Here is a 25,598-nt window from a genome sequence, read left to right as displayed (position 1 = left end):
TTCATCGACGCTTTTATTATAGCAAACTTTCTATAGAATGAAACCACTTTTCTCCTTGATAAGACTGTTTTTCAATAAGAATTTTCTCATAGTTCATTATTTTCCGTCCCGCCGGGGCCCTTATCGTCCCTTTCCTTGTCGAAGTTCTCTTTTCAGTATTTTAACAATTCCCACCTGTATTTTCTGTTGAGAGTCTTTATAATTGAAAGTAATGAATCAATAAAGTGAATAAAGGACCCCAATTTCAACATTTATGATACGTATTCTACATAAGAAGTAGGAAGTGTTGGATGGAAACAGAACATTCCATCGTTCAGCAGGTCTATGCGTCCAAAGGAGACATGCAGGCCGCTGACCGATTCATTTCGGCTTATATGCCGTTCATCAAAGCCGAAACGGCAAAATTTCTAAACCGCCCCCCTATCGAAGGCCACGATGACGAATTTAGCATCGCCATGATCGCTTTTCACGAAGCCATCCAAGGCTATTCCCGTAAACGAGGGTCTTTCCTGAACTATGCTTCTCTTTTAATCAAAAACCGCCTCATCGATTACTGGAGGAAAAACAAACGCCACAGTGGCAACCTTTCAATCGATGCTGCACGAGAGGACGATGACACCCCGCTTTCAGAAACGTTGACTGATGACGAAAATCCCAACGAAACTTTGCACACACGCCAAGCCACTCGAGAAGAAATTGAAGAACTGTCCACTCAAATGAGAGAATTTGGTGTGACGTTGACAGATGTCGCGGAAAACAGCCCCAAGCAGCAGCGTACGCTCCACACTTGTAAGAAAGCACTCCAGTACGTAAAGGAGCAACCGAATTTAATGGAGTTGTTTCTCCGTACCCGCCGCCTTCCGATTACAAAAATAGCCAAAGGCGCAAACGTGGAAAAGAAAACATTGGAGCGCCATCGAAAGTACCTGGTTACCCTCTTGTTGATTTATTCCAACGGCTATGAAATCATCCGCGGGCACTTACACCAAGTTTTGAAAAGGGAGAACGCAGAATGAAGTACATCGTGATGGAGACATTTACGAGTTATGCGGTTCTTCTCGATGAGGAAGGTCGTTTTGTAAAAGCTGCCAATCCTAACTATGAAGTAGGACAAACAGTAAAAAACCCCGTCCTTATGAGAGATGACCCGCCGGCAAAACCATCCAAAGTAACGACGTTCAAATCGAAAAAAGGCGTCGCCTCCGTCTTGGTTGCCTTAGCCGCCGTTGCATTTTTGTTCGTCTTCACAAGAACCGTCACCCAAGACCCGTCAATCACTGTTGCTTCTTCTATCTATTTGAGAATCAATCCGGAAGTCAGAATGGACTTGAATGACGATGGAGACGTTGTCGACATAGAAGGCATGAACCCGGATGGAAAAGCGTTGGTCGAAGGATACGAACCGCAGAACAGAGATCGAACGACAGTCACAACAGAACTCATTGAACGCGCCATTGATATGGGGTTCCTGACGGAAGGAGACCAAATCACCTTCCGCATTGACGCTACCAACGAGCAGTTCCAGCAATACGGCGTGGAGCTGAGGAGCACCATCACGAAATATTTAGACGGCAGACTTTCCGTCACCATTGAAATCACCAATGTCGAAGATGCTCCGCCGGCCGGACAACCACAGGATACAAGCGCTCCTGTAGAGGTTGATGACGCGGATGGTGACGATATGGATGACGACGTGAACGATGATGGGGATGATGATACGGATATAGATGATGATTCAGATGACGACGATACAGACGATGATGACAATGACGATGACGATGACGATGACGATACGGATGATGACGATGACGATGATTAAGGAGAGTGGGAATGACCCAAAAACAGCTATTAAATAAAGTTTTCTTGTCACTGATGTCATTCGTGATGCTGACAGGCTGCGGACTCGCCTCTTCCCCTGAAGAATCTGAGACTGCATCCTCCTTTGAAGAATCCAGCTTGACGCAGGCTTCTTTCAATTCAGGCCACTGACCTTGCGCATCAATCCCGAAGTGCAGATTGAATACAACAAAGAAGGGTTGGTGACTCGATTGGACGGCACGAATCCGGCCGGAGAGGAAATCGTTGCTTCTTACCCGGATTATGTTGGCAAAGACAGCCGCGAAGTCGTCCAGGACCTTGTTGGGTTAATTCATGACGCAGGACATTTAGTGAATGAATCAGATGGAACCACCCGCAACATTACATTGGAACTGGAACCTGGTTCCGTGATGCCTCACGAGGATTTCTTGAACCAATTGAGCAACACCATCCAAGAAACGGTAATGGAGTTGGATTTTTCCACTCCAAACGCTCAAGCAGACAGCTCGTCTTCCCAGACGTCATCTGCCCCACCAAAAGAACCAGAGAATTCAGCTTCAACCGAAGAAGCCGGCCCCAACAGAATCACCCTTGAACAGGTAAAAGAAAATGCTCTGACCTATGCCGGCCTTTCCGGAACAGAAGTGATTTACGACAACATGGAATTGGATGAAGACGATGGCGTGCCCTATTATGAAATTGAATTCCATCACGGCGGTTTCGAATACGAAGTAGAAGTACATGCTGAAACTGGGAATATATTGATTTATGAACGTGACGGAGAGGATTGAGCACTTCCCTTCCCATCTCTGAACAGCCGCTCGCATATGAGGCGGCTGTTTTCATTTTACATGCATCTGTAACCGTTTTTTAGCCACTAGAAAAAACTTTCCCACTTTTCTCCCAACGACCCCGGTTTGTTTTTCTTTCCTCCGTATTCTATTAGTGAAAGGCCAAAAAGGCTAAAACAAAAAAAGAGGAGAGAGTATCATGGCAAATAAAATGGAAAAGATGTTGGGGATCACTGCAGGTGCCTTACTTTTGGTGGGTCTGCCAACCGGTCTGGCAGCAAAAGAGGATGTTCGCGTGAAAGGAATTTCTCAGGTCCAAGCACCTGTTGAAGCGGCACAAGAAGAGAAACAGCCGGAATTTCTTTCTCTTGATGAAGCAAAACAAATCGCTTTTGACCATGCAGGTGTACCCGGAAAAGACGCCCGCTTTGACGATGAAGAACTGGATAAGCATGACCAACTTTATGAATTGGAATTTCATGTGGACGAGGTGGAGTATGAATACGACATCCATGCTGTAACCAAAAAGGTATTAAAGTTCGAACGTGATAACGGCGCAGCAAAAGCCTCCTCCAAGACGCAATCCAAAACAACAAAGCCGGCTGCTTCTGAGAAGAAAGAAACAAAAACAGCGGACAACAATGACGAACCTAAGCAAAAGAAACAAACAGAAACGCCGAAGAAAAAAATCGATTCCTCCAATGACCGTGATGATAAGAAAACATCTGCTCCGAAGAAACAAGTGAACGCTTCCGAAACCAACACAGCTCCTGCAAAAGGAGAAACAAAAAAGAAAATAAGCACTAAAACAGTAACAAAAGAACAAGCTGTTCAAATTGCGTTGAAACATGCCGGCGTGTCCGCATCCGATGTGACGTTTGATGACGTGGAATTGGACGATGACGACGGAAGAAAACACTATGAAATTGAATTCCACTCCTCCACTCACGAATATGAGTACGACATCGATGCGGCTACCGGAAAAATCTTGGATCACGAGATCGAACAAGACGATTAAAAACGCGTTCTGTCGGTCATAGACACAAAGAGCTCCTTATCCTATGCAGGATAAGGAGCTCTTTCTATGTTCAGAATCAGAATTCTTCGTCTTCTTCCTCTTCTTCATCGTCGTCTTCAGAAAAGTCTTCGTCCAACTCTTCTTCTGGTTCTGCCTCTAATACAGTCAGATCTTCTTCGTATTCTCCCAAATCTTCTTCGTCTTCTTCATCGGTCATGACGCCGTGCTCATCCACATCCACACGTTGTCCGTATTTGATGTCTTCCTCTTCTTCCTCTTCTTCTTCCTCTTCGAACTCTTCTTCGTCTTCTTCGAATTCCTCTTCGTCAAAGTCTTCTTCCAAGTCCTCTTCTTCCACCACTGCTTTGCGTTTTCTTCTGCGTGGACGCTCATCTTCTTCATCGTTGTCGTGAGTCAATTCCTCATCGATGGAATCAACCGGGTACCATTCACGCAGTCCCCAACGGTGTTCGCCTAAAGAGATGAAGCTGCCGTCAATGTTCAAATCGGTATAAAACTGTGTCATCGCAGCTTCCACTTGGCTGTCATCCAACTCCAAGTACTCAGCCACTTCTTTCAACAAATCGTTGAAGTGCATGACCTCTCCTCTAACTTCCAAAATGGCATGAGCCACTTCAATCATTGCTAATTCTTCTTTACGTTGCCCTTCAAATTGGGTTAATTCCACTCTTTCCACGTCCTCTCAAAAATTTCCTTCTTATCTTACCTCACTCATGTAGTGAAACGCAATCGCAAATGGTATTCCCCTAATTTTTGATCGCCCATGTTCAATGTATAGTCCACTTGTACCCGTCCAGAGAACGGCTGGTCGTAGTAGCTGATGCGGACGTCCTGTGTATCGATGCGGATCGGCAAAACGCCCATCGGTGTGTGATAATGCGTTCCGGTTGATTGGTCCACATCAAAACGCAGCCGGGTCATCCATTCGCCGCGGCGAATCACCGTCACAACCCCGTCGGCTTCCATCTTCACTGTCACAGGTACATTTCCATCTTCGTGTGTTTCCTCGTAACGGACATAATAAGACCCGTTCATCTCCACCAACCGTCCAGATTCTGTGTACTGGTGGTGATTGACCTCCCCGTTTTGATAAAGAATCGTTTCCATATGGATTTCTACGGGCAGCCCTTTTTTCAATGATGACTGCATATCGAGAACTCCTTTCCATCTCATTCATTTTTTATTGTTCACTGGTTACAAACATTGGTCAACCGTTTTGATCCGGTTCTTCATTAGTTTATCACAAAATCAACGAATCGTCCTCGCTCTTGAGTTTCTTTCTGCGTTCCACAATATCATCTGTTGCTTAATTCTGCTATACTGAAAGCAAAAGAATCCTGTGTTTTCAAAGAGCTTAAAAAAATTACCAAAAAGAGGAATCTCCATGTCAAATGATTTGTTATCCTATTTACTGAACAACCAAACGATACGCGTCTATGAAGCGCAGACCATGCCGTTTTCCAACCAGACCATCTCCCACTTTGCATTGGCGGACAGCCTGTTGGCTGATGTAGGGCAGACACGGCAGCCGGTTTTGCATATTTGGCCGACTCAAGAACTGGTCATTTTAGGTATGGCCGATACCAAACTGCCTCATTTCGGAGAAGCTCTGTCTGTGTTCCAATCATACGGATACGACTACATCGTCCGCAACTCAGGCGGACTAGCGGTTGTCGGCGATGAAGGCGTGTTGAACTTTTCACTCATCATCCCTGACAAAAAAGAAGGGCGCCTCCCTATCAACACCGCGTACGACCTCATGTTGCAGCTCGTCCAGGAGATGTTCCGCGAATACTCCGGAATGGTGGAAGCTTATGAAATTTCCGATTCCTATTGCCCGGGCGATTATGACTTGAGCGTCAACGGCCAAAAAATCGCCGGTATTTCCCAGCGCCGCGTCAAAAACGGGCTGGCCATCATGATTTACATCAGTGTCAACGGGGATCAAACCAAACGGGCATCGATGATCAAAGAATTTTACGAACAGGGGCTGCAGGGAGAGTCGGTAAAATGGACATTCCCCGACATCGACCCGTCGGTGATGACCACTGTGGAAAAAGCCTTCAAGATGCAGCTCACCGTGGAAAAAGTGGTCTCCTTATTGAAGGAAACATTAGAAGAAAAAGGCGCCGCTTTGTCAGAAGGCGTCTATACCGAAACCATCCGCGATGAATATGACACGAACTTCACTAAAATGATCAAACGCAACCGCCAGATGTTAGGCGATTACGTACAGGAAGAGGTGCTCAAATGACACGTCCCTACGATGTGACCGAATTGCTGCCGATTGAAAAAGTCTTCCGGGACCCAGTTCACGGCTACATTCACATTCAGCATCAACTGATTTTGGATTTGATCGACACAAAAGAATTCCAACGACTCCGCCGCATCAAACAGCTCGGGACCGCTTCGTTCACTTTCCACGGAGCGGAACATTCCCGTTTTTCCCATTCCCTCGGCGTGTATGAAATCACGCGCCGGATTTGCGACAAGTTTGTCCGCAACTTCTCTGTGGAAAAAGAGGGCGCAGACGGCTGGGACGACAACGAACGCATCGTCGCCCTGTGCGCTGCCCTGCTGCATGATATCGGACACGGTCCCTATTCCCACACGTTTGAAGCGATTTTCGGCACTGACCACGAAGACTTGTCGACACGGATCATCTTGTCTCCAGAAACGGAAATCCATCAAGTGTTGGCGCGCGTTGGCCCGGGTTTCCCTAAAAAGGTCGCAAGCGTCATTCAACATACTTATCCAAATCCCCAAGTGGTGCAGCTGATTTCCAGCCAAATTGATGCCGACCGGATGGACTATCTCCAACGGGACGCTTACTTCACCGGTGTCACATACGGCGCTTTCGACTTGACGCGCATCCTGCGTGTCATCCGTCCCTCCAAAAACGGCATCGCCTTCCAATTCCAAGGGATGCATGCGGTGGAGGATTACATCGTCAGCCGCTACCAGATGTACATGCAGGTGTATTTCCACCGGGTATCCCGCGGAATGGAAGTCACATTGGACCGCTTGTTGAAACGCGCAAAAAAATTGTACCACGATCCCCAGTATTCTCTGCCCGTCGGTTTGCTTGAGCCGTTTTTTGAAGAGTCGTTTACCTTAAATGACTATTTAAGACTGGATGACGGAGCGATGACGACCTGCTTTACGATGTGGCAGGAGCACCACGACCCGATTTTAAGTGATTTGGCCGGCCGCTTTTTGGACCGCCGTCCATTGAAATCGGTGCGGTTCACTCCGGGAAAAGACGAACCTGTGTTGAAAAAATTGGAATCGATTATCGAAGAAGCGGGATACGACACGGAATACTATACTGCCTACAACAGCAGTTACGACCTTCCGTATGATTTTTACCGACCGCACCACGACAAACCCGGAAAAACCCAGATTGAATTGATGTACCCCGACGGCAGCATCGTGGAATTGAGCGAAGCCAGCGAACTGGTGAAATCACTGACCGGGAAAATTCGTGGCGACGAGCGCTTTTACGTACCGAAAGAATTCCTGAACGCTTCTAAAAGAGAAGAAATTTCCTTGTTTGAACCTCTCGTCGAGGAGTTCAACCGCTACATCCGAAACAATGCCATCATCCATCCAGACAACTAAACTAAAGGAGTTTTGCATCGATGAATATGGATTTGATTGCTTTAGACATGGACGGAACTCTGCTCAACCCTGAAGGAAAAATTGATCCGGCTGTTCATGACGCTGTCCAACAAGCCAAGCGGGCAGGAATCAAAGTGGTGCTGTGCACCGGCCGCCCGCTGCCCGGCGTCACGCCTTACCTCGAGCAGCTGGGGTTGACGGATAACGGAGATTACGTCATTACCTACAATGGGGCTTTAGTCCAGCGTTCGCACAGCGGCGACATCCTCGCCCATCACACTATGAATCACCAAGACTTTTTGACCGTTTCCGATCTTGCAGAAAAAGCCGGCGTACATTTCCAAGCCATCAACGACCAAGGGATTTTCACACCGAATAAAAACATCAGCTATTATACCGTGAGAGAATCGTTTATCGTCAACCTGCCTTTGCGTTACCGTGCGGTGCATGAAATCGACCCGGAGATGACGTTCAGCAAAATGATGATGATCGATCCGCCCGAATTGATCGATGCTGCGTTGGACCGGCTGCCTCGGGACTTGAGCGATCGGTACACCGTGCTACGGAGCGAACCGTTTTTCTTGGAAGTGTTGAACAAACGAGCCAGCAAAGGCCAAGCGTTGAAAGTTTTGACGGAAATCCTCGGCTTCTCCCGGGAACGGGTCATGGCTGTCGGAGACAATGAAAACGACATCGACATGATCGCTTACGCAGGTTTGGGCGTGGCGATGGACAATGCGGTGGACAAAGTCAAAGAAGTCAGCGACCACATCACCCTTTCCAATTTGGAACACGGGGTGGCGCAGGCCATTTATGATTTTGCCTTGTGAAGGTTTCAAGGCCAGATAAGTTGGAAACGTTCCGAATCATTGTTACAATAGATGTGTACCAAAATGTGAAAGGAGCGTTTATGCATGGCAGAAAAAGATTATTTATACGCTACGACAGCAGTCAATACAGGTGGACGTGACGGGGAGAGTCATTTAGCGGATCGTTCATTTGAAGTACGTGTCTCCACACCGAAAGACATGGGTGGTCCCGGCCAAGGAACCAATCCGGAGCAACTCTTCGCATTAGGTTACAGCGCATGCTACCACTCTGCGTTGGAGCATTATAAATCAGAAGAAAAGATTACCAATAAATCCCAAATCACCACAACGGTGTATTTGTTGAAAGATTCGACAGACAACGGCTTCAAACTGGCTGTTAAACACGAGGTTGCCCTTGAAGGCATGGAGTTGGACAAAGCTCAAGAACTTGCGGATAAAGCGCAAAAATTCTGCCCTTATTCCAAAGCCACTCAAAACAACATCGATGTGGAAGTCAAAGCAGTAGAATACGAAGAAGGCAAATAACCGACCAACCGGCATGGACAGTCCATGCCGGTTTTTTCTCGTCTTGAGCCAGCTTCCCTACTTAAAAAAGTTGACTTATGTAAACGTTTACCATATCTTGAATATAGATGAATAAACGGATTATTTGAAAGGAGAATCAGTTATGTTGAAAAACGACGCTGCACGCAGACAAGAGCATGAGACGATTCGGAACCATGTCGGATTCTATGATTTTACGCACCAGTTGGTAGAAGTGAAAGGTCCCGATGCCTTGACTTTCTTGGACAGAATTTATGTCAACAAAATTGCCGCCACCAAGCCGGGAAGAGCTCAATATACGACCATGCTCAATGAAGATGGAAAAATCATCGATGATGTCATTGTGTTTCGATTGACAGAAGACACTTTTTGGGTGTCCACTTTATATGTAAAAGAACTGCTTGACTGGCTGGAGAAGCACAAAGGCAGCTTGGATGTTTCCGTTGAAGAAATTACACATAATGTCTCGATGTTCGCCGTCCAAGGACCGAAGTCACGCGACTTGTTGAACAAAATCCTCCAGGACAACATCGATGACTTAAAGTACTTCCGCATCCGGGACAACAAACTGGACGGCCTCGATGTAAAGGTTGCCCGCGCCGGTTTCACCGGAGAACTTGGATTCGAGATTTACATTCAACCGGATAAGACAGACCAGCTGCGCTCCAAACTATTGAAAGCGGGAGAAGAGTTTGGCATCAAAGAAATGACCACGGATGTCATCTTGAAGAGTCTGCCGGTTGAAAAAGGATATGTTTTGATGAGCGATGTCGGCGGCTTGACTCCGATGGAAGCCATGCTGGACTTGTCCATTGACTGGGATTCCGACTTTATCGGAAAAGATGCGCTGCTGAAAGAAAAGGAACAGGGATCGCCAATGCGGTTGCGCGGTTTTACCTTGACCGGGGACGAAGCGGATGTTGCCATCGAAGAAGGCGCGCCAGTGACTTACAACGGTGAAGAAGTTGGAAAGGTAACCAGCTTTACTTACGGCTATACCGTAGAGAAGTACATTGGGTATGTGTTGATCGACACGGAAAAAGTGCCTGAAAATGAACCAATCACCCTCACATCCGGCGGCAAAGACTACACAGCCACTTCACACGACCGCATCTTCTATGATGAAGAACACAGCCGTATCAGAGCTTGAAAGTGTACATTGAACATGCCTGCTTGTCTTTGGGAGCAAGTTGCCCACGGCAAGTGGGCTTTTTTATCGACAAAATAAACGTGAGTCTGTCACTCTTTCGTGAATGCGCTTTTCATAAAAGAGTGAGCAGTTGTTTTCAGCCTGCTCTTTCATGAAGACACCATTCATGGAAAAGTGGAAGCAAGTGGGTTATTCACTCTTTCGTTTAACCGGTTTTCACGGAAAAGTTACGCGAGTTTCGGACAGGACAATTATGTAAATAACCAAATAAAAAGAGGAGAGCGGGACAAAATGCGTTTAGACCCGAACCTTCTAACGCATACCATATCCGTAAGCCGCTAAAGCGGCAACGGCTATGGCAACTGGAGCGAATAAGCGGATGAGGGGCGAAGACCATCAGAGCATTATTCCCAAGGAGGCACTGTGGGTCGATGCCCAAGTGTATCATGTCTGTACGTTGCCAACGCAACTACAGCCATGACAAAGTGGACGTCGGGTCTGCATTTTGGAGCGCATTTTCGCTAGCCTATTCGGAAACGCAGAAGAGGCTGGGATTTTTGTCCCAGCCTCTCTCCTCTTTTGTTTTTTAGCTCTTTGCTGTGGAAAATTTCATATACACGCGTTTCAACGTCGGATTTTTGGCTACAAAATAAATCAATGCCACCCGGACTGGCGCAACCACTGCGTTTTGCAGGATTCGTACCGGCAAGATTGCCATCCACGCTTCTTCAAACATCAAGACCAGCCAAAGCGTATTGAGTGTCAAGTTGACAAACAACGTGTTCACCACCACGGCTGCAATCACCCGCCACAGCGTCACTTCTTTCTTATGCAGGAACAACCCGTAAAAGAAGCTGCCTAAAAATGCGGAAAGCGTGAAGCCGATGAAGAATGGGCCGCCGCGGCTGAACAAAACCGTTCCGACAATATCGGTCAAGGCACCGGCGATCCCCGCAGTCCACGGTCCAAACAAGATACCGATCAATGCAGATGGCAGAAACCCGAATGTGATTCGGGTAATCGGCGTTTGAATCGCGAGAAAACGGGATAGGATAAGATCCATCCCCATCAACAAACCTACGATTACAATGGCCTGCGTACTATAAACCCTTTTTCGCTCCGTCATTGTGAAGACCCCCTTAATTAGTTAAAGAGTCCTCGCTTTACTTATTTTAAAAAACAGCGTCCGCCATTCCTATGAACGCCAACGTTTTTTACGCAAGTAAGAAACTTTCCGTCTCCTACCTGTTAAGAAAAGCGGATGCGGGAAAAAATCGCAAAACTTTCGCAAGCTTTTTCGTCCAGAGGCGACATCCCATCCCCTGGCACTTTACGCTTTTTCCCTACTCTTTTATTTCAGGCTCATTATACACGGAAAGACCGCAATACTCAATGGCTTCTTGACACATACGAAGAGAAACGTCGCTTTCTTTTTACTGCTTCGTGGCTCCTTCCGTGACGCCTTCCACAATGTACTTTTGCAGGAAGATATACAAAATGATGATTGGGATAATCGCCAGCATCAATCCAGCCAAAGCCAATTCCCATTGAATGGTGTACTCCCCGAAAAAGTAATACATCTGCAGAGGTATCGTGTACATGCCGTCACGATTGATCACCAGAGAAGGCAATAAGTAGTCGTTCCAGATGCGGATGGCATTTAAAATAATCACGGTGACCGTCGTCGGTTTCAAAATAGGAAAAATCACCCGCCAAAAGATTTGGAATGGATTCGCGCCGTCCAGAAACGCTGCCTCGTCCAAGGTTTGCGGAATTGAACGCAACGCACCGTAATACAAAAAGATGGACATACTGGAAGCGAAACCCAAGTTCATGAAAATCAGCCCGATTCGGTTCAGCATCCCGACACTCCCGAACAAGCTGACCAACGGAATCATCACTGATTGGAACGGCACCAGCATGATGATGGCGCAAAAAAAGTAAATGGCGCTGCTGAATTTGGATTTGTTTCTGGAAAGTGCATACGCGGCCATCGAGGAAAAGACGACGATGACCAGGATACTGACCACGGTAATGAAAAGGGAATTCAAGAAACTCTGTGCGAAGTCCAAATTTTCATACGCCCGCGGGTAGTTTTCTGTCGTGGGTTCTTCAGGCAGGAACAAGGTGTTGGTAAAAATCTCCGACCTCGTTTTGAAAGAACCCAACAACACGATTATAAATGGATACAGCCACGAGACGGAAAGGACCAGTCCCAAGACAATTACCAACGTTTTGTGCCATTTCGTGGAGGAACTCATAGGTCCACCTCTTTTCTTCTCGTCAAATACACTTGCGTCAAAGATACAGCCGCCACCAGCAGCAGGAAGACAATCCCTTTCGCTTGCGCGAATCCTTGCCGGTATTGGAAAAAGGCGGTGTTGTAAATGTTCATGGCCACCATTTCAGTCGATCCGAACGGGGCGCCGTTGGTCAGCGCCAAGTTCAAATCATACACCTTGAACGCGTTGGCCAGTGTCAAGAAAAGACTGATAGTAAAAGCCGGCGCCAGCATCGGGAATTTGATCCGCCAGAAACTTTGCCATGAATTGGCGCCGTCCACTTTGGCCGCTTCCTGCAATTCAGCAGGAATATTGCTCAAAAATGCGATGTAAATAATCATGATGTAGCCGCTCATCTGCCACAAAAACACAAGGACCAAAGCCCAAAATCCAGTGGTCGAATCTGCCAGCCAGCCGCTGAAAAACTCGATGCCTGTCGCCTGGGCCACCCCTTGAAAAGCGCGGACAAAGATAAACTGCCAGATGAACCCCAAGATAATGCCCCCAATCAGGTTCGGCATGAAAAAGGCGGTTCGGAAAAAGAGGGCGGTTTTCCCTACTTTTTGTGTCACCAACAACGCCAGCGTCAACCCGATGGCGTTCACCCCCAGCACCGAGACAACCGCAAACCGGATCGTGAACCACAAACTTTGTGTAAACTGACTGTCCTGGAACAGACGAATGTAATTCTCTAAACCGATGAACGTCATATTGAACCCGTCTGAGTCGGTGAACGATGTGTAAATTCCATACAACAGCGGCACGACAATCACCAAAGAAATTGCCAACAAACACGGCAATAGAAAACCCCAGTAAAAATATTTGCCATTTTTTTGATTCATCTTTCCTTCCTCCCAACCACTCTCCATCAATCGGAAAAAAAGAAGGCGGACAAAAATCTGTTCATCCCCCTCCTTTTCCCTTCTCCATTTGAACGTCTTTATCTACGCATATCCGCAAACCCTTTGGAAGTCGCTTCCTCGAATTGCTCCCACGTACTTTCTCCGTTTAAATATTTTTGATACTCAGGATACAAGACTTGCTGGAACCAGCCATCCGGGTATTGTTTGTGTGTCATGGCTGCTGTTTCGCCGCTCAAGAGCGCTTCATACAATTCCCGGGAAACTGGGTCGCTGATGGTTTCCGGGTCATACCCTTCCTGGGCAGGAACAAATTGCAATTCTTCAACGACTGCCTGCTGTCCCTCGTCCGACAAGTACATCCAGTCAAGGAAATCTTTGGCTGCTTCCACCACAGGTTCATCCAGTCCGCTGTTGATGCCGATGTACCATGGCGCGCCGACCACAATTTTTCCTTCTTCATCGTTTTCCCCAAAGACCGGCAGAATTCCCAATTTATTTTGGGCAAATTCCGGATCAATGCCGTTCAATGTCGGCACAATCCAGTTCCCCTGGTGAACCATCGCTACGCGGTCGTTGATGAACAACTCTTCCACCGAGCGGCTGTAGTCCACCGTCAAAATCGGCTGTACGTTGTATTGGTTGAACAAATCCGTGTATTTCTGCATGCGGTCGCCATATTCCCAATTCAATTCTGTGGCAGAATAAGCTTCCAAAATACTGTTGTTGTATTCAGGGGAAGTGAAGTTGGCTGAAAACTGGTTGGCAATGTAGTTTTCTCCGCCGCTGAATCCACATACTGCCTCAATTCCCAACTCTTCTTTTTGACTGTCCAATGTTTCGACCGCTTCCACGAAGTCATCGTATGTTTGAATGCTGTCGGGATTCACGCCGGCTTGCTCGAAAATGTCTTTGTTGTACATCCAGCCGAATCCTTCAATATTCATCGGAACCCCCAATGGGACGCCTTCTATTGTGCCGCCTTCCAACAACCCGTCAATGACTGTGTCGGTCATTTCCAACTCCGTCACGTCCAATAAGGTATCGCTGTACCGTTCCACTTCCGGCAATCCTCCCAGCATCATGAGCGCCGGTTCATCCCCGGAAGAAAACTTTGCCTGCAGAGCCGCCGATCCTTCACCGCTTCCGACCGTAGTGATGTTGACCCGAACACCGTCAGTCTGTTCGCTGTAACTTTGAGCGAGTGCTTCCAACTGCTGGGTGATCTCAGGTTTTTGACTGAAAAATTCCACCACCACTTCATCACCGGATCCCTGTCCGCCGCCTGCGCCGCTTTGCCCGCCACATCCCACTAACACCAATGCAGACAAAACTGCCGGCAGGAATAATTTCTTCCATCGATTTGCCATACCAATCTCCTCCTTACGCTGTTACCAATATTGTGATAACGCTTTACTGATATGTAATTATCTATACCAACGAAACCGCTGACAATTTTTATCACTTATAGTGAATCTTCTTACAAAAAAAACAGGAAAAAGACTATACATCTTTTTCCTGGCTTTCCCATTATCCATTTCTGCTTTCAAAGAGGCCTTTTTCAGTAATCAAGTACTGTACAGGTATATCATGCGGTTTGAGAGGAATGTCTTCCATCAATTGACTGCTGTGGAGCAGCGATACGGTTGAATGGTGAAAATCTTCCAAAAATCGATCGTAATAGCCGCCTCCAAAGCCAATCCGGTAACCGTACTTGTTATAGAGCAAACCCGGAACAATCAAAAGGTCGATGCTCTCTTTGTTGACCGTCTCCGCTTTTTCGGGGAGGGGTTCCACTAAATTGAAAAACCCTTTTTCAGTCTGCGAGAAATCATCAATGGCATAAAAGACCATCTCTTTTGTCTGGGGTTTTGTTTTCGGCACGCAGACAATCTTGTTGTCCTGCCACCCGCGTTCGATGATGGCACGGGTGTCCCATTCCGTTTCTCCCGAAATGGTCACCCCCACCACCTGTGCGTTTTTCCATAACTTAGAATTGAATAAGTATTCATGGAGCTGTTTTTCAATTTCTTTTCTCTTTTCCGGATTGAAATCAGCTAACTTCTCATGCATGTCTTTGCGCAATTCTTTTTTGTTCAACGTGACCCCTTCTTTTCTGAGAGCCCCTTCGCCGCTTTCGCTACTTGTTTGGCCAACACTGCCGTAGTCACCGTCCCGACGCCTCCTGGAACCGGCGTTAACGCGCCTGCTTTTTGTGTGACTTCTTCAAACCGGACATCGCCGGCCGGTTTTCCTTCTTCATCGTAGCCGAATCCTACGTCGATGACGACAGCACCTTCTTTGACATGGTCCGCTGTGATTAAGCCCACCGCTCCAGTGGCGGAAATCACGATATCCGCATCTTGACTGTACTTTTTCACGTCTTTTGTGTAGATGTGGCAGAGCGTGACCGTTGCCCCTCTATTGACGAGCATCAGGCCCAGTGGTTTCCCTACAACAGGACTGCTTCCGACGATGCAGACGTCTTTGCCTTTCACATCGATCTCGTAGTGCTCCAACATTTCGATGACAGCGGTCGGCGTGCTCGGAGCAAATCCTTTTTCAGATTCCTGGACCAGTTCACCTAAGTTGGCTGAGGCCAATCCGTCGATGTCTTTCTGGGGAGAAATGAAGGAAGCGATGGTTTCCCGGGAAAGGTGTTTCGGCAGCGGCTGCATCACCAAAATCCCATGAATTGCCGGGTCGCCGTTGATGGCTTGAAAGTTTTTTACCACTTCGTCTTCCGTGATTGATTCAGGATAATGAAAGGCTTTGACGTCAATGCCGGCTTTTTTCATCGTTGACGTAGCTGATTTTTCATAAGACACAGAAGATTCATCATCACCGACCCGCACGATTGCCAGTGCAGGAGCCACATTGTTTTCTTTCAATTTCTCGATTGTTTCTGCAGCTTCAGTCCGCAATCTCTTAGCTACATCTTTTCCACGCAAATCCATCATTTTGTTGTCCCTCCTGATTGTGATGACGAAGCCGGCCACTTTCCTGTTTCCAAGTAGATCGTGGTGGCCTCGTATACATTCTCCGCTTCGTGCCGACCGTCTTTCAGCAGTTGTTTTCCTTTTTTCAACAGCACTTCTTTTTGTTGGCCGTCTTTCATTCCACGCGCGTTCACCAGTACATTCAACCATGCAGCTTCCAAGGTGGTCCGGCAGAACAGAACACCAACTGCGATGTCATTCACGATGGAGCCTGCCACACTGTGTTCCGCCAATCTACGATAGAGATGAAGAACAGATTGCACCACTTCCATGGTTTCCAACGGAGGTTGTGCCGCTTGATTCAATCCTTCTTCAATCTTTTGGGACCGGAGCTTTTTCTCTTCGTCCGTGTCCTTCGGCATCTTATAGGCTTCAGCCACCGGTTCGAACGCTTCCGCGTCTTCTGCGCTCAGCTGTTCCAATCGTTCTTTCCATTTCCCTGCTTCTTCCAATATATCAATCAATTGCTCTCTGTGATCCTGGTGCTTCTTTTTGTTTTTTTCAATATCTGCGACCATCTGTGCTAAGGATGCGGACATCGCCCCGACCAAAGCCGCGGCGCTCCCCCCGCCCGGCTTTCCTTCTTTTCTCCCCAGCTCTTCTAGATACTGACGGATTGTTTGTTCTTCCATCTCTTTCCCCCACTAAATTAAAATAATCCTTTGATGCGTCCGGATTCGTCAACATCCACTTGCTCTGCTGCCGGTGCTTTTGGCAGTCCCGGCATACGGAGAATCGTTCCGGTCAACACAACGATGAACCCGGCTCCGGCAGAAACGGACAATTCCCGGACCGCAACATCGAATCCAGTCGGCCGTCCCAGTTTCTTCGCATCATCAGAGAACGAATACTGGGTTTTGGCCATACAAATCGGCAAGTCTCCATATCCCATGGCGGTCAGTTTGGCGGCTTCTTTCTTCGCTTTGGCAGACCATTCCACGCCGTCTCCGCCGTAGATGGATGTGACCACTTTTTCAACTTTTTCTTCCACCGTATCGCTTAACTCGTACACAAATCGGAAATCCTTGTCTTCTTCGCACACTTCGACAACGGCTTCCGCCAAGTCTTTTCCACCTTCTCCGCCTTTTGCCCATACATCAGACAAGACAACGCGGATGCCTTTTGCTTCACAGGCTTCTTTCAACGCCACCCATTCTGCGTCCGTATCTGTCGGGAAGCGGTTGACCGCCACCACTGCTGGAAGTCCAAAGACATCTCGGATATTTTCCACATGCTTAAACAAGTTCGGCAAGCCTTTTTCCACCGCCGCGACATTTTCGTCGGCCAATTCTTTTTTGCCGACGCCGCCGTGCATTTTCAGTGCGCGAAGAGTCGCCACAACGACCACCGCATCCGGTTCCAAATCTGCCATCCGGCATTTGATATCAAGGAATTTTTCGGCCCCCAAATCCGCTCCAAATCCAGCTTCGGTCACCACATAATCGGCGTGTTTCAACGCTGTTTTGGTGGCAATGACACTGTTGCATCCGTGGGCGATATTGGCGAATGGTCCTCCATGGATCAACGCCGGCGTGCCTTCCAACGTTTGAACCAAGTTTGGCTTGAACGCATCTTTCAGAAGCGCCGCCATCGCGCCTTCCGCCTGTAACTGTCCGGCCGTGATGGGTTCGTTGTTGTATGTATACCCAACCAACATATTGGCCAGACGTTGTTTCAACTCGTCCATGGATTGACTCAAACACAAGACCGCCATCACTTCTGACGCAACGGTGATATCGAACCCGTCTTCCCGCGGCATGCCGTTTGTCCGGGCACCCAATCCGCTGACAATCGAGCGGAGTTGACGGTCGTTGATATCCATCACCCGTCTCCACGTAATGCGGCGCGGATCAAGGTTCAAGGCGTTTCCTTGGTAGATGTGGTTGTCAATCATCGCGGCCAGTAAGTTATTGGCTGAAGTGATGGCATGAAGGTCACCGGTGAAGTGAAGGTTGATGTCTTCCATCGGCACTACCTGCGCATACCCGCCTCCTGCCGCGCCGCCTTTCATTCCAAAAACCGGTCCTAAAGAGGGTTCGCGAAGTGCAATCATGGCTTTTTTCCCGATTGCCTTCAATCCGTCTCCCAATCCGACAGTGGTCGTGGTTTTCCCTTCTCCAGCCGGTGTCGGTGTGATGGCCGTCACCAAGACCAATTTGCCGTCGACTTTCTCTTCCAGATTCGCCAACATTTCTTCGGAAAGTTTGGCTTTGTATTTCCCGTAGTGCTCTAACTGATCTGATGTGATTCCGACTGATTCGGCAATTTCTTCAATCGGCCGCATCGCGGTTCCTTGTGCAATTTCAATATCGGACTTCCAAGTCATTTTAATCCCCCTAATGAATCAGGTTCCCATCTGGACACCCGGATTCCTTCTATTTTTATTAATACTTATTATATCATAGAGAATTACGGTTTTTCTTCTTATTCTCCTGTCTGATTCTGTACAGAAACTATGTCCAATTTTTTTCTGAGTGAAAAACATTGTCCTGCCGCTTTTTGGGGACGAGCTATCATATATTCCTGTGGAATTCAAGACTGTTTCTTCTCTAAAAATAACGTAAAATAGAAAATGCGCTGTCCACTAAATGATGTGCGGATGTGTGAAACAAAACACTAAATGTAGTGTTTCACAGCGAAATGCGCACCATTAGTGGCTCTGCAAATTTAGAGGTCTAAAAATTTGTAGTCCAAAAAACTATATAGTATACTCAGTATGAACTACCATATGTTGTGTCGCGGAACACTAATCCGTCTATATAGGGTATTTTTCGTTGAAAAAAACCCTTTAGCACAAGTTTTCAGGACCTTTCATTGAAGCTTGTCCAAGCAAAAAATACATAGGAGAGTGATAAAAAATGGCGATGAACACCCTTGCCAAACCTCAGTTAAACATTGAAAAACTGAACAACGACATCCGACAATTTCCTCCTGTCCACCCGATCACAGAAGACATGCACATCACACACAAAGGCGTATCTCGGATGGTCATGTTGGACCGGTATTCGTTCAAAGACACTGCAAAAGTGACATTGTCTGAGGGCGACTTGGTTGTATTGACCATCAAACCCGACCCGAAATATCCGGCTCGCGGAATTGGATACGTCCAATCAATCGACCGCGCTCGTAACGAAGCACTTGTATTAGTGGAAGAAGAATACCAGGCAAATATCGAAGACCCAGAAGAACGCGAGACAGGCATTGTCCGCTGCAGCTTGGACGTCATCGAAAAACCGTTGGAAATCTTTTACGAACAAATTGCCAAACGGAACGCAACCGGATTGGCTGAAACAGAAACCGATCCAGCAAAACGCAAAGCGGCTTTCGAAGCTTTCTACAAACAGCTTTCAAGCTTGAACTTCATTCCTGCAGGACGTGTTCTTTACGGAGCCGGCTCACAGACAAACGTTACGTACTTCAACTGTTACGTGATGCCGTTCATTCCAGACTCCCGCGAAGGCATCTCCGAGCACCGCAAACAAGTCATGGAAATCATGAGCCGCGGCGGCGGAGTCGGAACAAACGGTTCGACCCTGCGTCCACGCAACACATTGGCACGCGGCGTAAACGGAAAATCGAGCGGTTCGGTTTCTTGGTTGGACGACATCGCGAAGCTCACTCACCTTGTTGAGCAAGGTGGCTCCCGTTAACACCATGGCGGGAGAAAAATTCCGAGAATTGCTGGAACACCCTAAAGCTCAGTAAGCCAAAACGTAACTGGAAACGGTAAGCGTGAAGGCTGCGAAAGCAGAAAAAATTACTGAGATGGCATATGTTGCAAAACAAGTCACTAAGTGCTGAAAAAAATGGGCAATCAGCAGCCGAGCTCCTGTTCCGAAAGGATGGAGAAGGTTCAACGACTACCGAAATTTCCTAAAACTTTTTTCTCTCTTTCAAATGAGTTATAGTAGAAGAAAAGAGCTCAACATGGAGGAAAAACGAATGGAAAAAGTAGGCCGTAATCCACGGAGACGTGTTTACGGGGCACGGGACAAAGAAGAGATAATCAAGACGGTAAAACGGTTATACAATAAAGGACATAGTTTAGTAGACATAGCTAGGATTACTGGTGTAAACAGAGGGACTCTTTCTCGTTGGAATAATGATTTGCAATTTATAAAAATGAGAACCCCCGGAGAAGCAGGAAAGTTAAAAAGCAAAATATATGACTATGATGAAGATTACTTTGAAAATATAAACACATTCAATAAAGCTTACTTGTTAGGATATATCGCGGGAGATGGGACCATCCGAGATGATATCAAAAGAAAAAGACTTATCCTTACTCTTGCTGAACAAGATAAGCAATTATTAGATGATATAGCTAAAGAGTTGCAGATGGAAAAATTAGTGAAGTTCAGAAAGCGAAATGCCGAGAACGAACAAAACAAATACTCTTTAGTCATCAATTGCACAAAAATGTGTGACGATCTAATTAAGTTGAATGTTACTCCTAGAAAAACCGGAAATGAAAAATGGGTTGATTTAGGTGATCAAAGACTTCAATGGTCCTTTCTTCGAGGATTTTTCGATGCAGACGGTTCTATACGGGTTTACACTAGATATGGATACACCAAAGCTAGAATGGGATTCACTGGGAATAAAGAATTTTTAACAGACATATTGCAATTCTTAAAAATCCAAGGTTTCGCAAAAGGTGTAAATGCTATCTCTCCTAAACAAGGCTGCTATGACCTCTACCTCAGCAGTGTAAAAGACTTAAAGAAAATTTTTCCTTTATTGTATAGAGACGGCGATATCAAGTTGAATCGCAAATATGATATATTCTCTTCTTTGATGATATAGTCTGAACTCATGTGAAAGCATGAGAGGATGGCAGAAATGTCCATCCCGACCTATTCAACATAGGTTTGTAACAATGCGCGTGGGGCACAAATGATCATGCTGGCGGATTGGCATCCTGACATTATTGAATTTATTATTTCCAAAATGCAGAACGCCCGCGTTCTCCGCTACTTGATCGAGAACACTCAAGACGAGCAGATCAAACAAGCAGCAGAAGAAAAATTGAAATTTACACCGTTCACAGACCGTGAATTGGATATGTACCGCGGAATCGTGAAATACAAAGACTTCCCTGGACACGGCGGCTTCTCTCCTGACGTCATCAAAGACGCAGAAACGAAACTCCGTGAAGGCGGAACGTACAGTGTCCACAACCCGGACTTCTTGACCGGCGCGAACATTTCCATCACGTTGACAAACGACTTCATGGATGCTGTCGAAGAAGACAAAGAGTGGACGCTACGCTTCCCGGATGTGGAAAACTACTCTCCGGAAGACATGGCTGCCTACAACAACGACTGGCACGAAGTCGGTGACGTACGCGAATGGGAAGAAAAAGGATTCGCCGTACGCGACTACCGCACCATCCGTGCACGCGAGTTGTGGAAACTGATCAACATCTGTGCCACTTACTCTGCGGAGCCAGGCGTCTTCTTCATCGACAACGCCAACAACGATACAAACGCGAAAGCTTACGGACAAAAAGTTGTTGCGACAAATCCATGTGGGGAGCAGCCGCTCGCTCCATATTCCGTATGTAACTTGGCTGCCGTCAACTTGGCGAATATGGCCAACAAAGTGGACGGTACGGTTGATTACGACAACTTAAGAGAAACCGTTCAAACCGGTGTCCGTATGCAGGACAACGTCATTGACGCCACTCCGTATTTCTTGAAAGAAAACGAGAAGCAAGCCCTCGGTGAGCGCCGAATCGGTTTGGGCGTCATGGGGTTGGCGGACTTGCTGATTTATACACGCAATCGTTATGGTTCAGAAGAAGGAAACAAAATTGTCGACAAAGTATTCGAGACAATCGCTGTTTCCGCCTATGAAGCATCCATCGAGTTGGCGAAAGAAAAAGGCAGCTTCCCATTCTTAATCGGAAAAACCGAAGAAGAAACAAAACAACTGCGCGAACGCTTCATCAGCACCGGTTACATGCAACGCATGCCAGAGCACGTGCGTCAAGGTATTTTGGAACACGGAATTCGTAACTCCCACCTCTTGACTGTCGCTCCGACAGGTTCTACCGGAACCATGGTCGGCGTCGCAACTGGTTTGGAACCGTACTTCGCGTTCAAATACTTCCGCAGCGGACGTCTGGGTAAATTCATCGAAGTGAACTCCGACATTGTCCAAGAGTACTTGGATGCTCATCCGGAAGCAGATGAAAACAACCTGCCGGACTACTTTGTTGCTGCGATGGACTTGACGCCGGAAGAACACGTGGATGTTCAAACAACCATTCAACGCTGGGTGGACAGCTCCATTTCCAAAACAGTGAACGCACCGAAAGGCTACACCGCTTCCCAAGTGGAAGGTGTCTATGAGCGTCTCTACAAAGGCGGTGCAAAAGGCGGAACCGTTTATGTGGACGGCTCCCGTGACACTCAAGTCTTGACGCTTAAAGCGGAAGAAAACGTTGTGGACGAAGAAGTTCATATCGGAAAAGAACCGCGTGTCGTTGAAGACAAAGAAGAGTTGGAACAATTGGTTGACCAAGCACAAAACGAACACGTGAAAACACACGGTCACACAGACGATGTGGTTTATGGATCCGATATCGGAGACACCTGCCCAATCTGCCGTAAAGGTACGGTAGAAGACATCGGCGGATGCAACACTTGCACAAACTGCAGTGCGCAGCTGAGATGTGGACTATAAAATTTACGATGACCACGGAGATTCTTTCTCCGTGGTTTTTTCTTTGGGTGGAATGAGCTTATCTCTAACAAAGAAGAAGAAAAGGAAAATTCTTTGTGAGAGAGAACGGTTCTCTCCCACAAAGAAATCGACATTCAAGCAGTCTTTGTCGTAGAAAGAGGCTTTCTTCAACAAAGAAAGAAAAAAATAAATTTCTTTGTAGGGGAAACTTTATTCCTATTGAATAAAATTCATCTCTCCCCCTTCTCCTAAAACATGTATGCAGCGGGTTTCATCCTTGTTTTGTCATACAATTCCCAAATAAAAAATGCCCGTTTTATTATTTGAAGCATTCATATTAATCGACTTTTCCCACTTTTTCCCGTATATTTTATGTATCTAGAACAGGTAAAGGAGGGATGATAATGAAAGCTCTGGACAGAATTGCACTGGCTTTATTGATTATCGGTGGGTTGAACTGGTTGCTTGTCGGACTTTTTGAATTTGATCTTGTTGCTACTTTATTTGGCAGCCAAACAGCGCTTCTTTCAAGAATCGTATACGTCCTAGTTGGTTTATCTGCACTGTATTGTCTCAAATACTTCAGTTACCAACCGCGAGGATACCGTGACCGCACCTAGCTAAAGAAAAAGACCTCCTTCCCTGCTCTTGCAGGAAGGAGGTCTTTTTTATTGTATTCATTAAAAGCGCAGTTTGTCTCTGTCTTTTCCACGGTTGAGGTCGCGCCACTGCAAGAACCCGGCGTCCAGTCCCCGTAAGAGGATTTCTGCGGTTCCCAAGTTGGTCGCCAATGGAATTTCATATACATCGCTCAAACGCAACAGAGCAGAAATATCCGGCTCGTGTGCCTGGGCAGTCAGTGGGTCACGCAGGAAAATAATCAAGTCCATCTTGTTACCCGATACATAAGCACCGATTTGTTGGTCTCCTCCAAGCGGGCCTGACTTGAAACGGTGAACCGGTAAACCTGTCGCGTCGATGATGCGTTGTCCTGTCGTCCCTGTAGCGAACAACGTGTGTTTCTCCAGAATGTTTCGGTACGCTAACGCCAACCGTTCCATTTCGTCTTTCTTTTTATCGTGTGCGATTAATGCAATGTTCATCCGTGTTCCTCCCAAGTGCCAAAATCATTTCTTATGAATCCATCATACCACAGTTTTTCCTCAAGAGACCGGTTTCCCCTTCTTTTCCTCCTCTGAGCCTATCGGTTGAAGAGAAAGGAAGAGTTTCGGTACACTAAGTTTAGACACCAAACAAGGAGGGATTTATCAGTATGAGTAAAAAAATTGCTTCTGTTATGACGGATTTGTTTGAAGACGTGGAGTTTACTTCTCCAAAAGAAGAGTTGGAAAAGGCCGGCCACGAAGTGGTGACCATCGGTTTTGAAGCCGGAGAAACAGTGGAAGGCAAAAAAGGCGAAGCGTCTGTCACCATAGATAAAGGCATCGATGACGTGTCACCGGACGAGTTTGATGCCTTGTTGATCCCTGGTGGGTATTCCCCTGATAAACTGCGCAAAGACGAACGATTCTTGGCTTTCACCAAAGCATTTGCCGACAGTCAAAAACCCATCTTTACGATTTGCCACGGTCCACAATTGATGATCAATGCGGAAATTGTCAAAGGCAGAGACATTACGGCGGTTAAACAAGTACAAGTCGACTTGCGAAATGCAGGTGCGAACGTCAAAGATGAAGAGGTCGTCATCGATGATTCCGGCATCATTTCCAGCCGCACCCCAGATGACTTACCGGCTTTCAATGAAGCCATCGTCAAAGCATTGGACAAATAAAAATAAGAAATCTTTTATTCGTTCAAATAGAACTCTTAATCTTTCTTAAGGAGAATCTTGCTTTGATTTGTTATAGTATGACCAGTGCTTAAAAAACAAACCATCTCTTTTCTCCCCCCTAATGAAAAGAGCAAGTTAGAAGACCGCCTGATGAGAGGCGGTCTTTTTTGTATGTAAAAGACGATAAATAGTGAAAAAAAACCGTCTTCCAAAAAACTTTTTTTATTCTTTTTTGTTTTCTCACACGGAAATCATACTTTCAGCTTAAACTGCTCATTGGGTTACAAATAGCGAAAAACCAACACATAATTAAAAAAAACTAAAGAACAAAACTCCAATAGATTTTAAGTAATGGACGTAAACTAGACGTGGGATGAACGTGGAAAATAACCACGGGGCAGCAGGTAAGACGACTTATAAAGTCGTCTTTTTATTTATGTAGATGTCTGAGATAATGCATTAAGGAGGAGGAGGTGATTTTGTGGCCAATGATATCAATCTTAATACTTTTCCAGGTAGCTCTTTAGAGGCTTTAACAATGTTGTATTTAGAAAACCAAGACCTATCTGACTTGTCTCCAACAGAGCTTACTCGCAAGTATTTTGAAGTTTATCATGAGATTCAAACAGCTTTCAGAAACCGGACAAGAGACAGTTCCGGAAAAACATATATTCCTTAGTGAGATATACACAGGCCTCAGAGTTTTCTGGGGCTTTCTTTTTAGCTTAAACACCATAGAAAGGAACTGATAAAATGCCCAAACCAGTTAAGATTGACTTTGATGCAGTAGAAATGAATCCAGATCGAGCAAAAATCAAATATGGTAATAAAGACCTGAATAATTCATAGCTCTAATTTAAAGCTGTTTTCTTGAATAAATTGCCTATTTTTATATTAGGCAGATACTTTCTTCTAAAATATTGTGTTTTCGAACAGGATTCTTAGGGAAGAAGGACCTATTAAAAATCCTTTGTCTATTTAAGGGCAGACTGATCCCTTGAAATAATCAGTTAAAACTTTATGCGATAACTCCTCTAAATACATTGTCTGGATCGCCGTAGGCGTTCGAAAACCTTATAAAATTCGTTTTGATACACATGATAACTCGACAGTTTGAGATAGACTTGTCTGCCTGTTTTAACGAGTTTGCCGGCAACTTTGAGCAATGTCAATCGTATAGAAT

The 25,598-nt window shown here is 46.3% G+C and carries 27 protein-coding genes, 1 pseudogene and 1 riboswitch; of the genes and pseudogenes, 16 read left to right on the top strand and 12 right to left on the bottom strand.

Annotated features, from left to right (window positions below; translation table 11 throughout):
* Positions 1–290 precede the first annotated feature (290 nt).
* The 5 genes from G470_RS0103905 (at position 291) to G470_RS0103885 (ending at position 3,627) form a co-directional block, all read left to right on the top strand.
* Entirely contained in the window at positions 291–1,016 is a 726-nt protein-coding gene (locus G470_RS0103905; protein ID WP_028273687.1) for a sigma-70 family RNA polymerase sigma factor, read from the top strand.
* Positions 1,013–1,819 (top strand): anti-sigma-I factor RsgI family protein, encoded by an 807-nt coding sequence (locus tag G470_RS14040; RefSeq protein WP_084172069.1) that lies wholly within the window; start codon positions 1,013–1,015, stop codon positions 1,817–1,819. Before G470_RS0103905 ends, G470_RS14040 begins: the two co-directional genes overlap by 4 nt.
* Positions 1,820–1,830: 11 nt before the next feature.
* Positions 1,831–1,989, top strand: coding sequence for a hypothetical protein (locus G470_RS14370; RefSeq protein ID WP_156907933.1), 159 nt, complete (start codon positions 1,831–1,833; stop codon positions 1,987–1,989).
* 2 nt (positions 1,990–1,991) lie between these two features.
* Entirely contained in the window at positions 1,992–2,609 is a 618-nt protein-coding gene (locus G470_RS0103890) for a PepSY domain-containing protein (RefSeq protein WP_028273686.1), read from the top strand.
* A gap of 199 nt (positions 2,610–2,808) precedes the next feature.
* Positions 2,809–3,627 (top strand): PepSY domain-containing protein, encoded by an 819-nt coding sequence (locus tag G470_RS0103885; RefSeq protein ID WP_028273685.1) that lies wholly within the window; start codon positions 2,809–2,811, stop codon positions 3,625–3,627.
* Between the two features lie 76 nt (positions 3,628–3,703).
* Here G470_RS0103885 and rpoE read toward each other — a convergent pair whose 3' ends face one another.
* Together rpoE and G470_RS0103875 are read right to left on the bottom strand one after the other, a co-directional pair.
* Complete coding sequence (gene rpoE, locus G470_RS0103880) at positions 3,704–4,315, bottom strand: DNA-directed RNA polymerase subunit delta (RefSeq protein ID WP_028273684.1); 612 nt, start codon at positions 4,313–4,315, stop codon at positions 3,704–3,706.
* A 44-nt stretch (positions 4,316–4,359) separates the two neighbouring features.
* Positions 4,360–4,797 (bottom strand): YwiB family protein, encoded by a 438-nt coding sequence (locus G470_RS0103875; protein ID WP_028273683.1) that lies wholly within the window; start codon positions 4,795–4,797, stop codon positions 4,360–4,362.
* A gap of 235 nt (positions 4,798–5,032) precedes the next feature.
* On the opposite strand from G470_RS0103875, the gene G470_RS0103870 reads away from it, so the two are divergent.
* The 5 genes from G470_RS0103870 to G470_RS0103850 all read left to right on the top strand — a co-directional run bounded on the left by G470_RS0103870 (position 5,033) and on the right by G470_RS0103850 (position 9,792).
* Positions 5,033–5,902: a lipoate--protein ligase family protein gene (locus tag G470_RS0103870; protein WP_028273682.1), complete on the top strand. Its 870-nt coding sequence runs from the start codon at positions 5,033–5,035 to the stop codon at positions 5,900–5,902.
* Positions 5,899–7,269, top strand: a complete 1,371-nt coding sequence (locus G470_RS0103865; RefSeq protein WP_028273681.1) for an HD domain-containing protein — start codon at positions 5,899–5,901, stop codon at positions 7,267–7,269. The genes G470_RS0103870 and G470_RS0103865 overlap by 4 nt, the downstream gene beginning before the upstream one ends.
* A 20-nt stretch (positions 7,270–7,289) precedes the next feature.
* Complete coding sequence (gene yidA / locus G470_RS0103860; protein ID WP_028273680.1) at positions 7,290–8,099, top strand: sugar-phosphatase; 810 nt, start codon at positions 7,290–7,292, stop codon at positions 8,097–8,099.
* An 84-nt stretch (positions 8,100–8,183) separates the two neighbouring features.
* Positions 8,184–8,624, top strand: a complete 441-nt coding sequence (locus G470_RS0103855; RefSeq protein ID WP_028273679.1) for an organic hydroperoxide resistance protein — start codon at positions 8,184–8,186, stop codon at positions 8,622–8,624.
* 142 nt (positions 8,625–8,766) lie between these two features.
* The gene (locus tag G470_RS0103850) at positions 8,767–9,792 is read left to right on the top strand and encodes an aminomethyl transferase family protein (RefSeq protein WP_156907931.1); all 1,026 of its coding nucleotides are present in this window, start codon (positions 8,767–8,769) and stop codon (positions 9,790–9,792) included.
* 586 nt (positions 9,793–10,378) lie between these two features.
* On the opposite strand, the gene G470_RS0103845 is transcribed toward G470_RS0103850, so the two are convergent.
* The 8 genes from G470_RS0103845 to G470_RS0103810 form a co-directional block, all read right to left on the bottom strand.
* Complete coding sequence (locus tag G470_RS0103845; RefSeq protein ID WP_028273677.1) at positions 10,379–10,918, bottom strand: folate family ECF transporter S component; 540 nt, start codon at positions 10,916–10,918, stop codon at positions 10,379–10,381.
* 127 nt (positions 10,919–11,045) lie between these two features.
* A riboswitch (THF riboswitch) is annotated at positions 11,046–11,145 on the bottom strand.
* Between the two features lie 80 nt (positions 11,146–11,225).
* A complete protein-coding gene (locus G470_RS0103840) occupies positions 11,226–12,053 on the bottom strand; it encodes a carbohydrate ABC transporter permease (RefSeq protein ID WP_028273676.1) in 828 nt (275 codons plus the stop codon).
* On the bottom strand, positions 12,050–12,916 hold the full coding sequence (locus G470_RS0103835) for a carbohydrate ABC transporter permease (RefSeq protein WP_028273675.1): 867 nt from the start codon (positions 12,914–12,916) through the stop codon (positions 12,050–12,052). Before G470_RS0103835 ends, G470_RS0103840 begins: the two co-directional genes overlap by 4 nt.
* A 98-nt stretch (positions 12,917–13,014) precedes the next feature.
* A complete protein-coding gene (locus G470_RS0103830; protein ID WP_028273674.1) occupies positions 13,015–14,304 on the bottom strand; it encodes an ABC transporter substrate-binding protein in 1,290 nt (429 codons plus the stop codon).
* Positions 14,305–14,464: 160 nt separating this feature from the next.
* The gene (locus G470_RS0103825) at positions 14,465–15,034 is read right to left on the bottom strand and encodes a 5-formyltetrahydrofolate cyclo-ligase (protein ID WP_028273673.1); all 570 of its coding nucleotides are present in this window, start codon (positions 15,032–15,034) and stop codon (positions 14,465–14,467) included.
* A complete protein-coding gene (locus G470_RS0103820; protein ID WP_028273672.1) occupies positions 15,031–15,894 on the bottom strand; it encodes a bifunctional 5,10-methylenetetrahydrofolate dehydrogenase/5,10-methenyltetrahydrofolate cyclohydrolase in 864 nt (287 codons plus the stop codon). The genes G470_RS0103825 and G470_RS0103820 overlap by 4 nt, the downstream gene beginning before the upstream one ends.
* Positions 15,891–16,565 carry a cyclodeaminase/cyclohydrolase family protein gene (locus tag G470_RS12615; RefSeq protein ID WP_051258405.1) on the bottom strand — a complete coding sequence of 225 codons (675 nt, stop codon included), beginning with the start codon at positions 16,563–16,565 and terminating at the stop codon, positions 15,891–15,893. The genes G470_RS0103820 and G470_RS12615 overlap by 4 nt, the downstream gene beginning before the upstream one ends.
* Positions 16,566–16,582: 17 nt before the next feature.
* On the bottom strand, positions 16,583–18,259 hold the full coding sequence (locus G470_RS0103810; RefSeq protein WP_028273671.1) for a formate--tetrahydrofolate ligase: 1,677 nt from the start codon (positions 18,257–18,259) through the stop codon (positions 16,583–16,585).
* Between the two features lie 532 nt (positions 18,260–18,791).
* Here G470_RS0103810 and G470_RS0103805 point away from each other — a divergent pair.
* From G470_RS0103805 to G470_RS0103790, 4 genes and pseudogenes are all read left to right on the top strand, one after another.
* Positions 18,792–19,583 carry a ribonucleotide reductase N-terminal alpha domain-containing protein gene (locus G470_RS0103805; RefSeq protein WP_028273670.1) on the top strand — a complete coding sequence of 264 codons (792 nt, stop codon included), beginning with the start codon at positions 18,792–18,794 and terminating at the stop codon, positions 19,581–19,583.
* A gap of 292 nt (positions 19,584–19,875) precedes the next feature.
* Positions 19,876–20,739 (top strand): LAGLIDADG family homing endonuclease, encoded by an 864-nt coding sequence (locus G470_RS0103800; protein ID WP_028273669.1) that lies wholly within the window; start codon positions 19,876–19,878, stop codon positions 20,737–20,739.
* Between the two features lie 78 nt (positions 20,740–20,817).
* Positions 20,818–22,623, top strand: a pseudogene (locus tag G470_RS12610) (vitamin B12-dependent ribonucleotide reductase); the annotation flags it as partial.
* 404 nt (positions 22,624–23,027) lie between these two features.
* Positions 23,028–23,243, top strand: a complete 216-nt coding sequence (locus G470_RS0103790; protein WP_028273668.1) for a DUF378 domain-containing protein — start codon at positions 23,028–23,030, stop codon at positions 23,241–23,243.
* A gap of 60 nt (positions 23,244–23,303) precedes the next feature.
* Here the strand turns inward: G470_RS0103790 and mgsA are convergent, their stop codons facing one another.
* Entirely contained in the window at positions 23,304–23,726 is a 423-nt protein-coding gene (gene mgsA, locus G470_RS0103785) for a methylglyoxal synthase (RefSeq protein ID WP_028273667.1), read from the bottom strand.
* 170 nt (positions 23,727–23,896) lie between these two features.
* On the opposite strand from mgsA, the gene G470_RS0103780 reads away from it, so the two are divergent.
* Positions 23,897–24,415: a type 1 glutamine amidotransferase domain-containing protein gene (locus G470_RS0103780; protein WP_028273666.1), complete on the top strand. Its 519-nt coding sequence runs from the start codon at positions 23,897–23,899 to the stop codon at positions 24,413–24,415.
* A 481-nt stretch (positions 24,416–24,896) separates the two neighbouring features.
* Entirely contained in the window at positions 24,897–25,094 is a 198-nt protein-coding gene (locus G470_RS0103775; protein ID WP_028273665.1) for a hypothetical protein, read from the top strand.
* Positions 25,095–25,449: 355 nt separating this feature from the next.
* Here the strand turns inward: G470_RS0103775 and G470_RS14035 are convergent.
* On the bottom strand, positions 25,450–25,598 hold a 149-nt coding region (locus G470_RS14035; RefSeq protein ID WP_205617881.1), incomplete at its 5' end, for a transposase.

Origin of the sequence: Atopococcus tabaci DSM 17538, from assembly GCF_000429585.1 — a bacterium.
Classification (GTDB): domain Bacteria; phylum Bacillota; class Bacilli; order Lactobacillales; family Carnobacteriaceae_A; genus Atopococcus; species Atopococcus tabaci.
The sequence above is the reverse complement of the archived record's forward strand: the minus strand, read 5'-3'. Positions and strand labels throughout refer to the sequence as shown.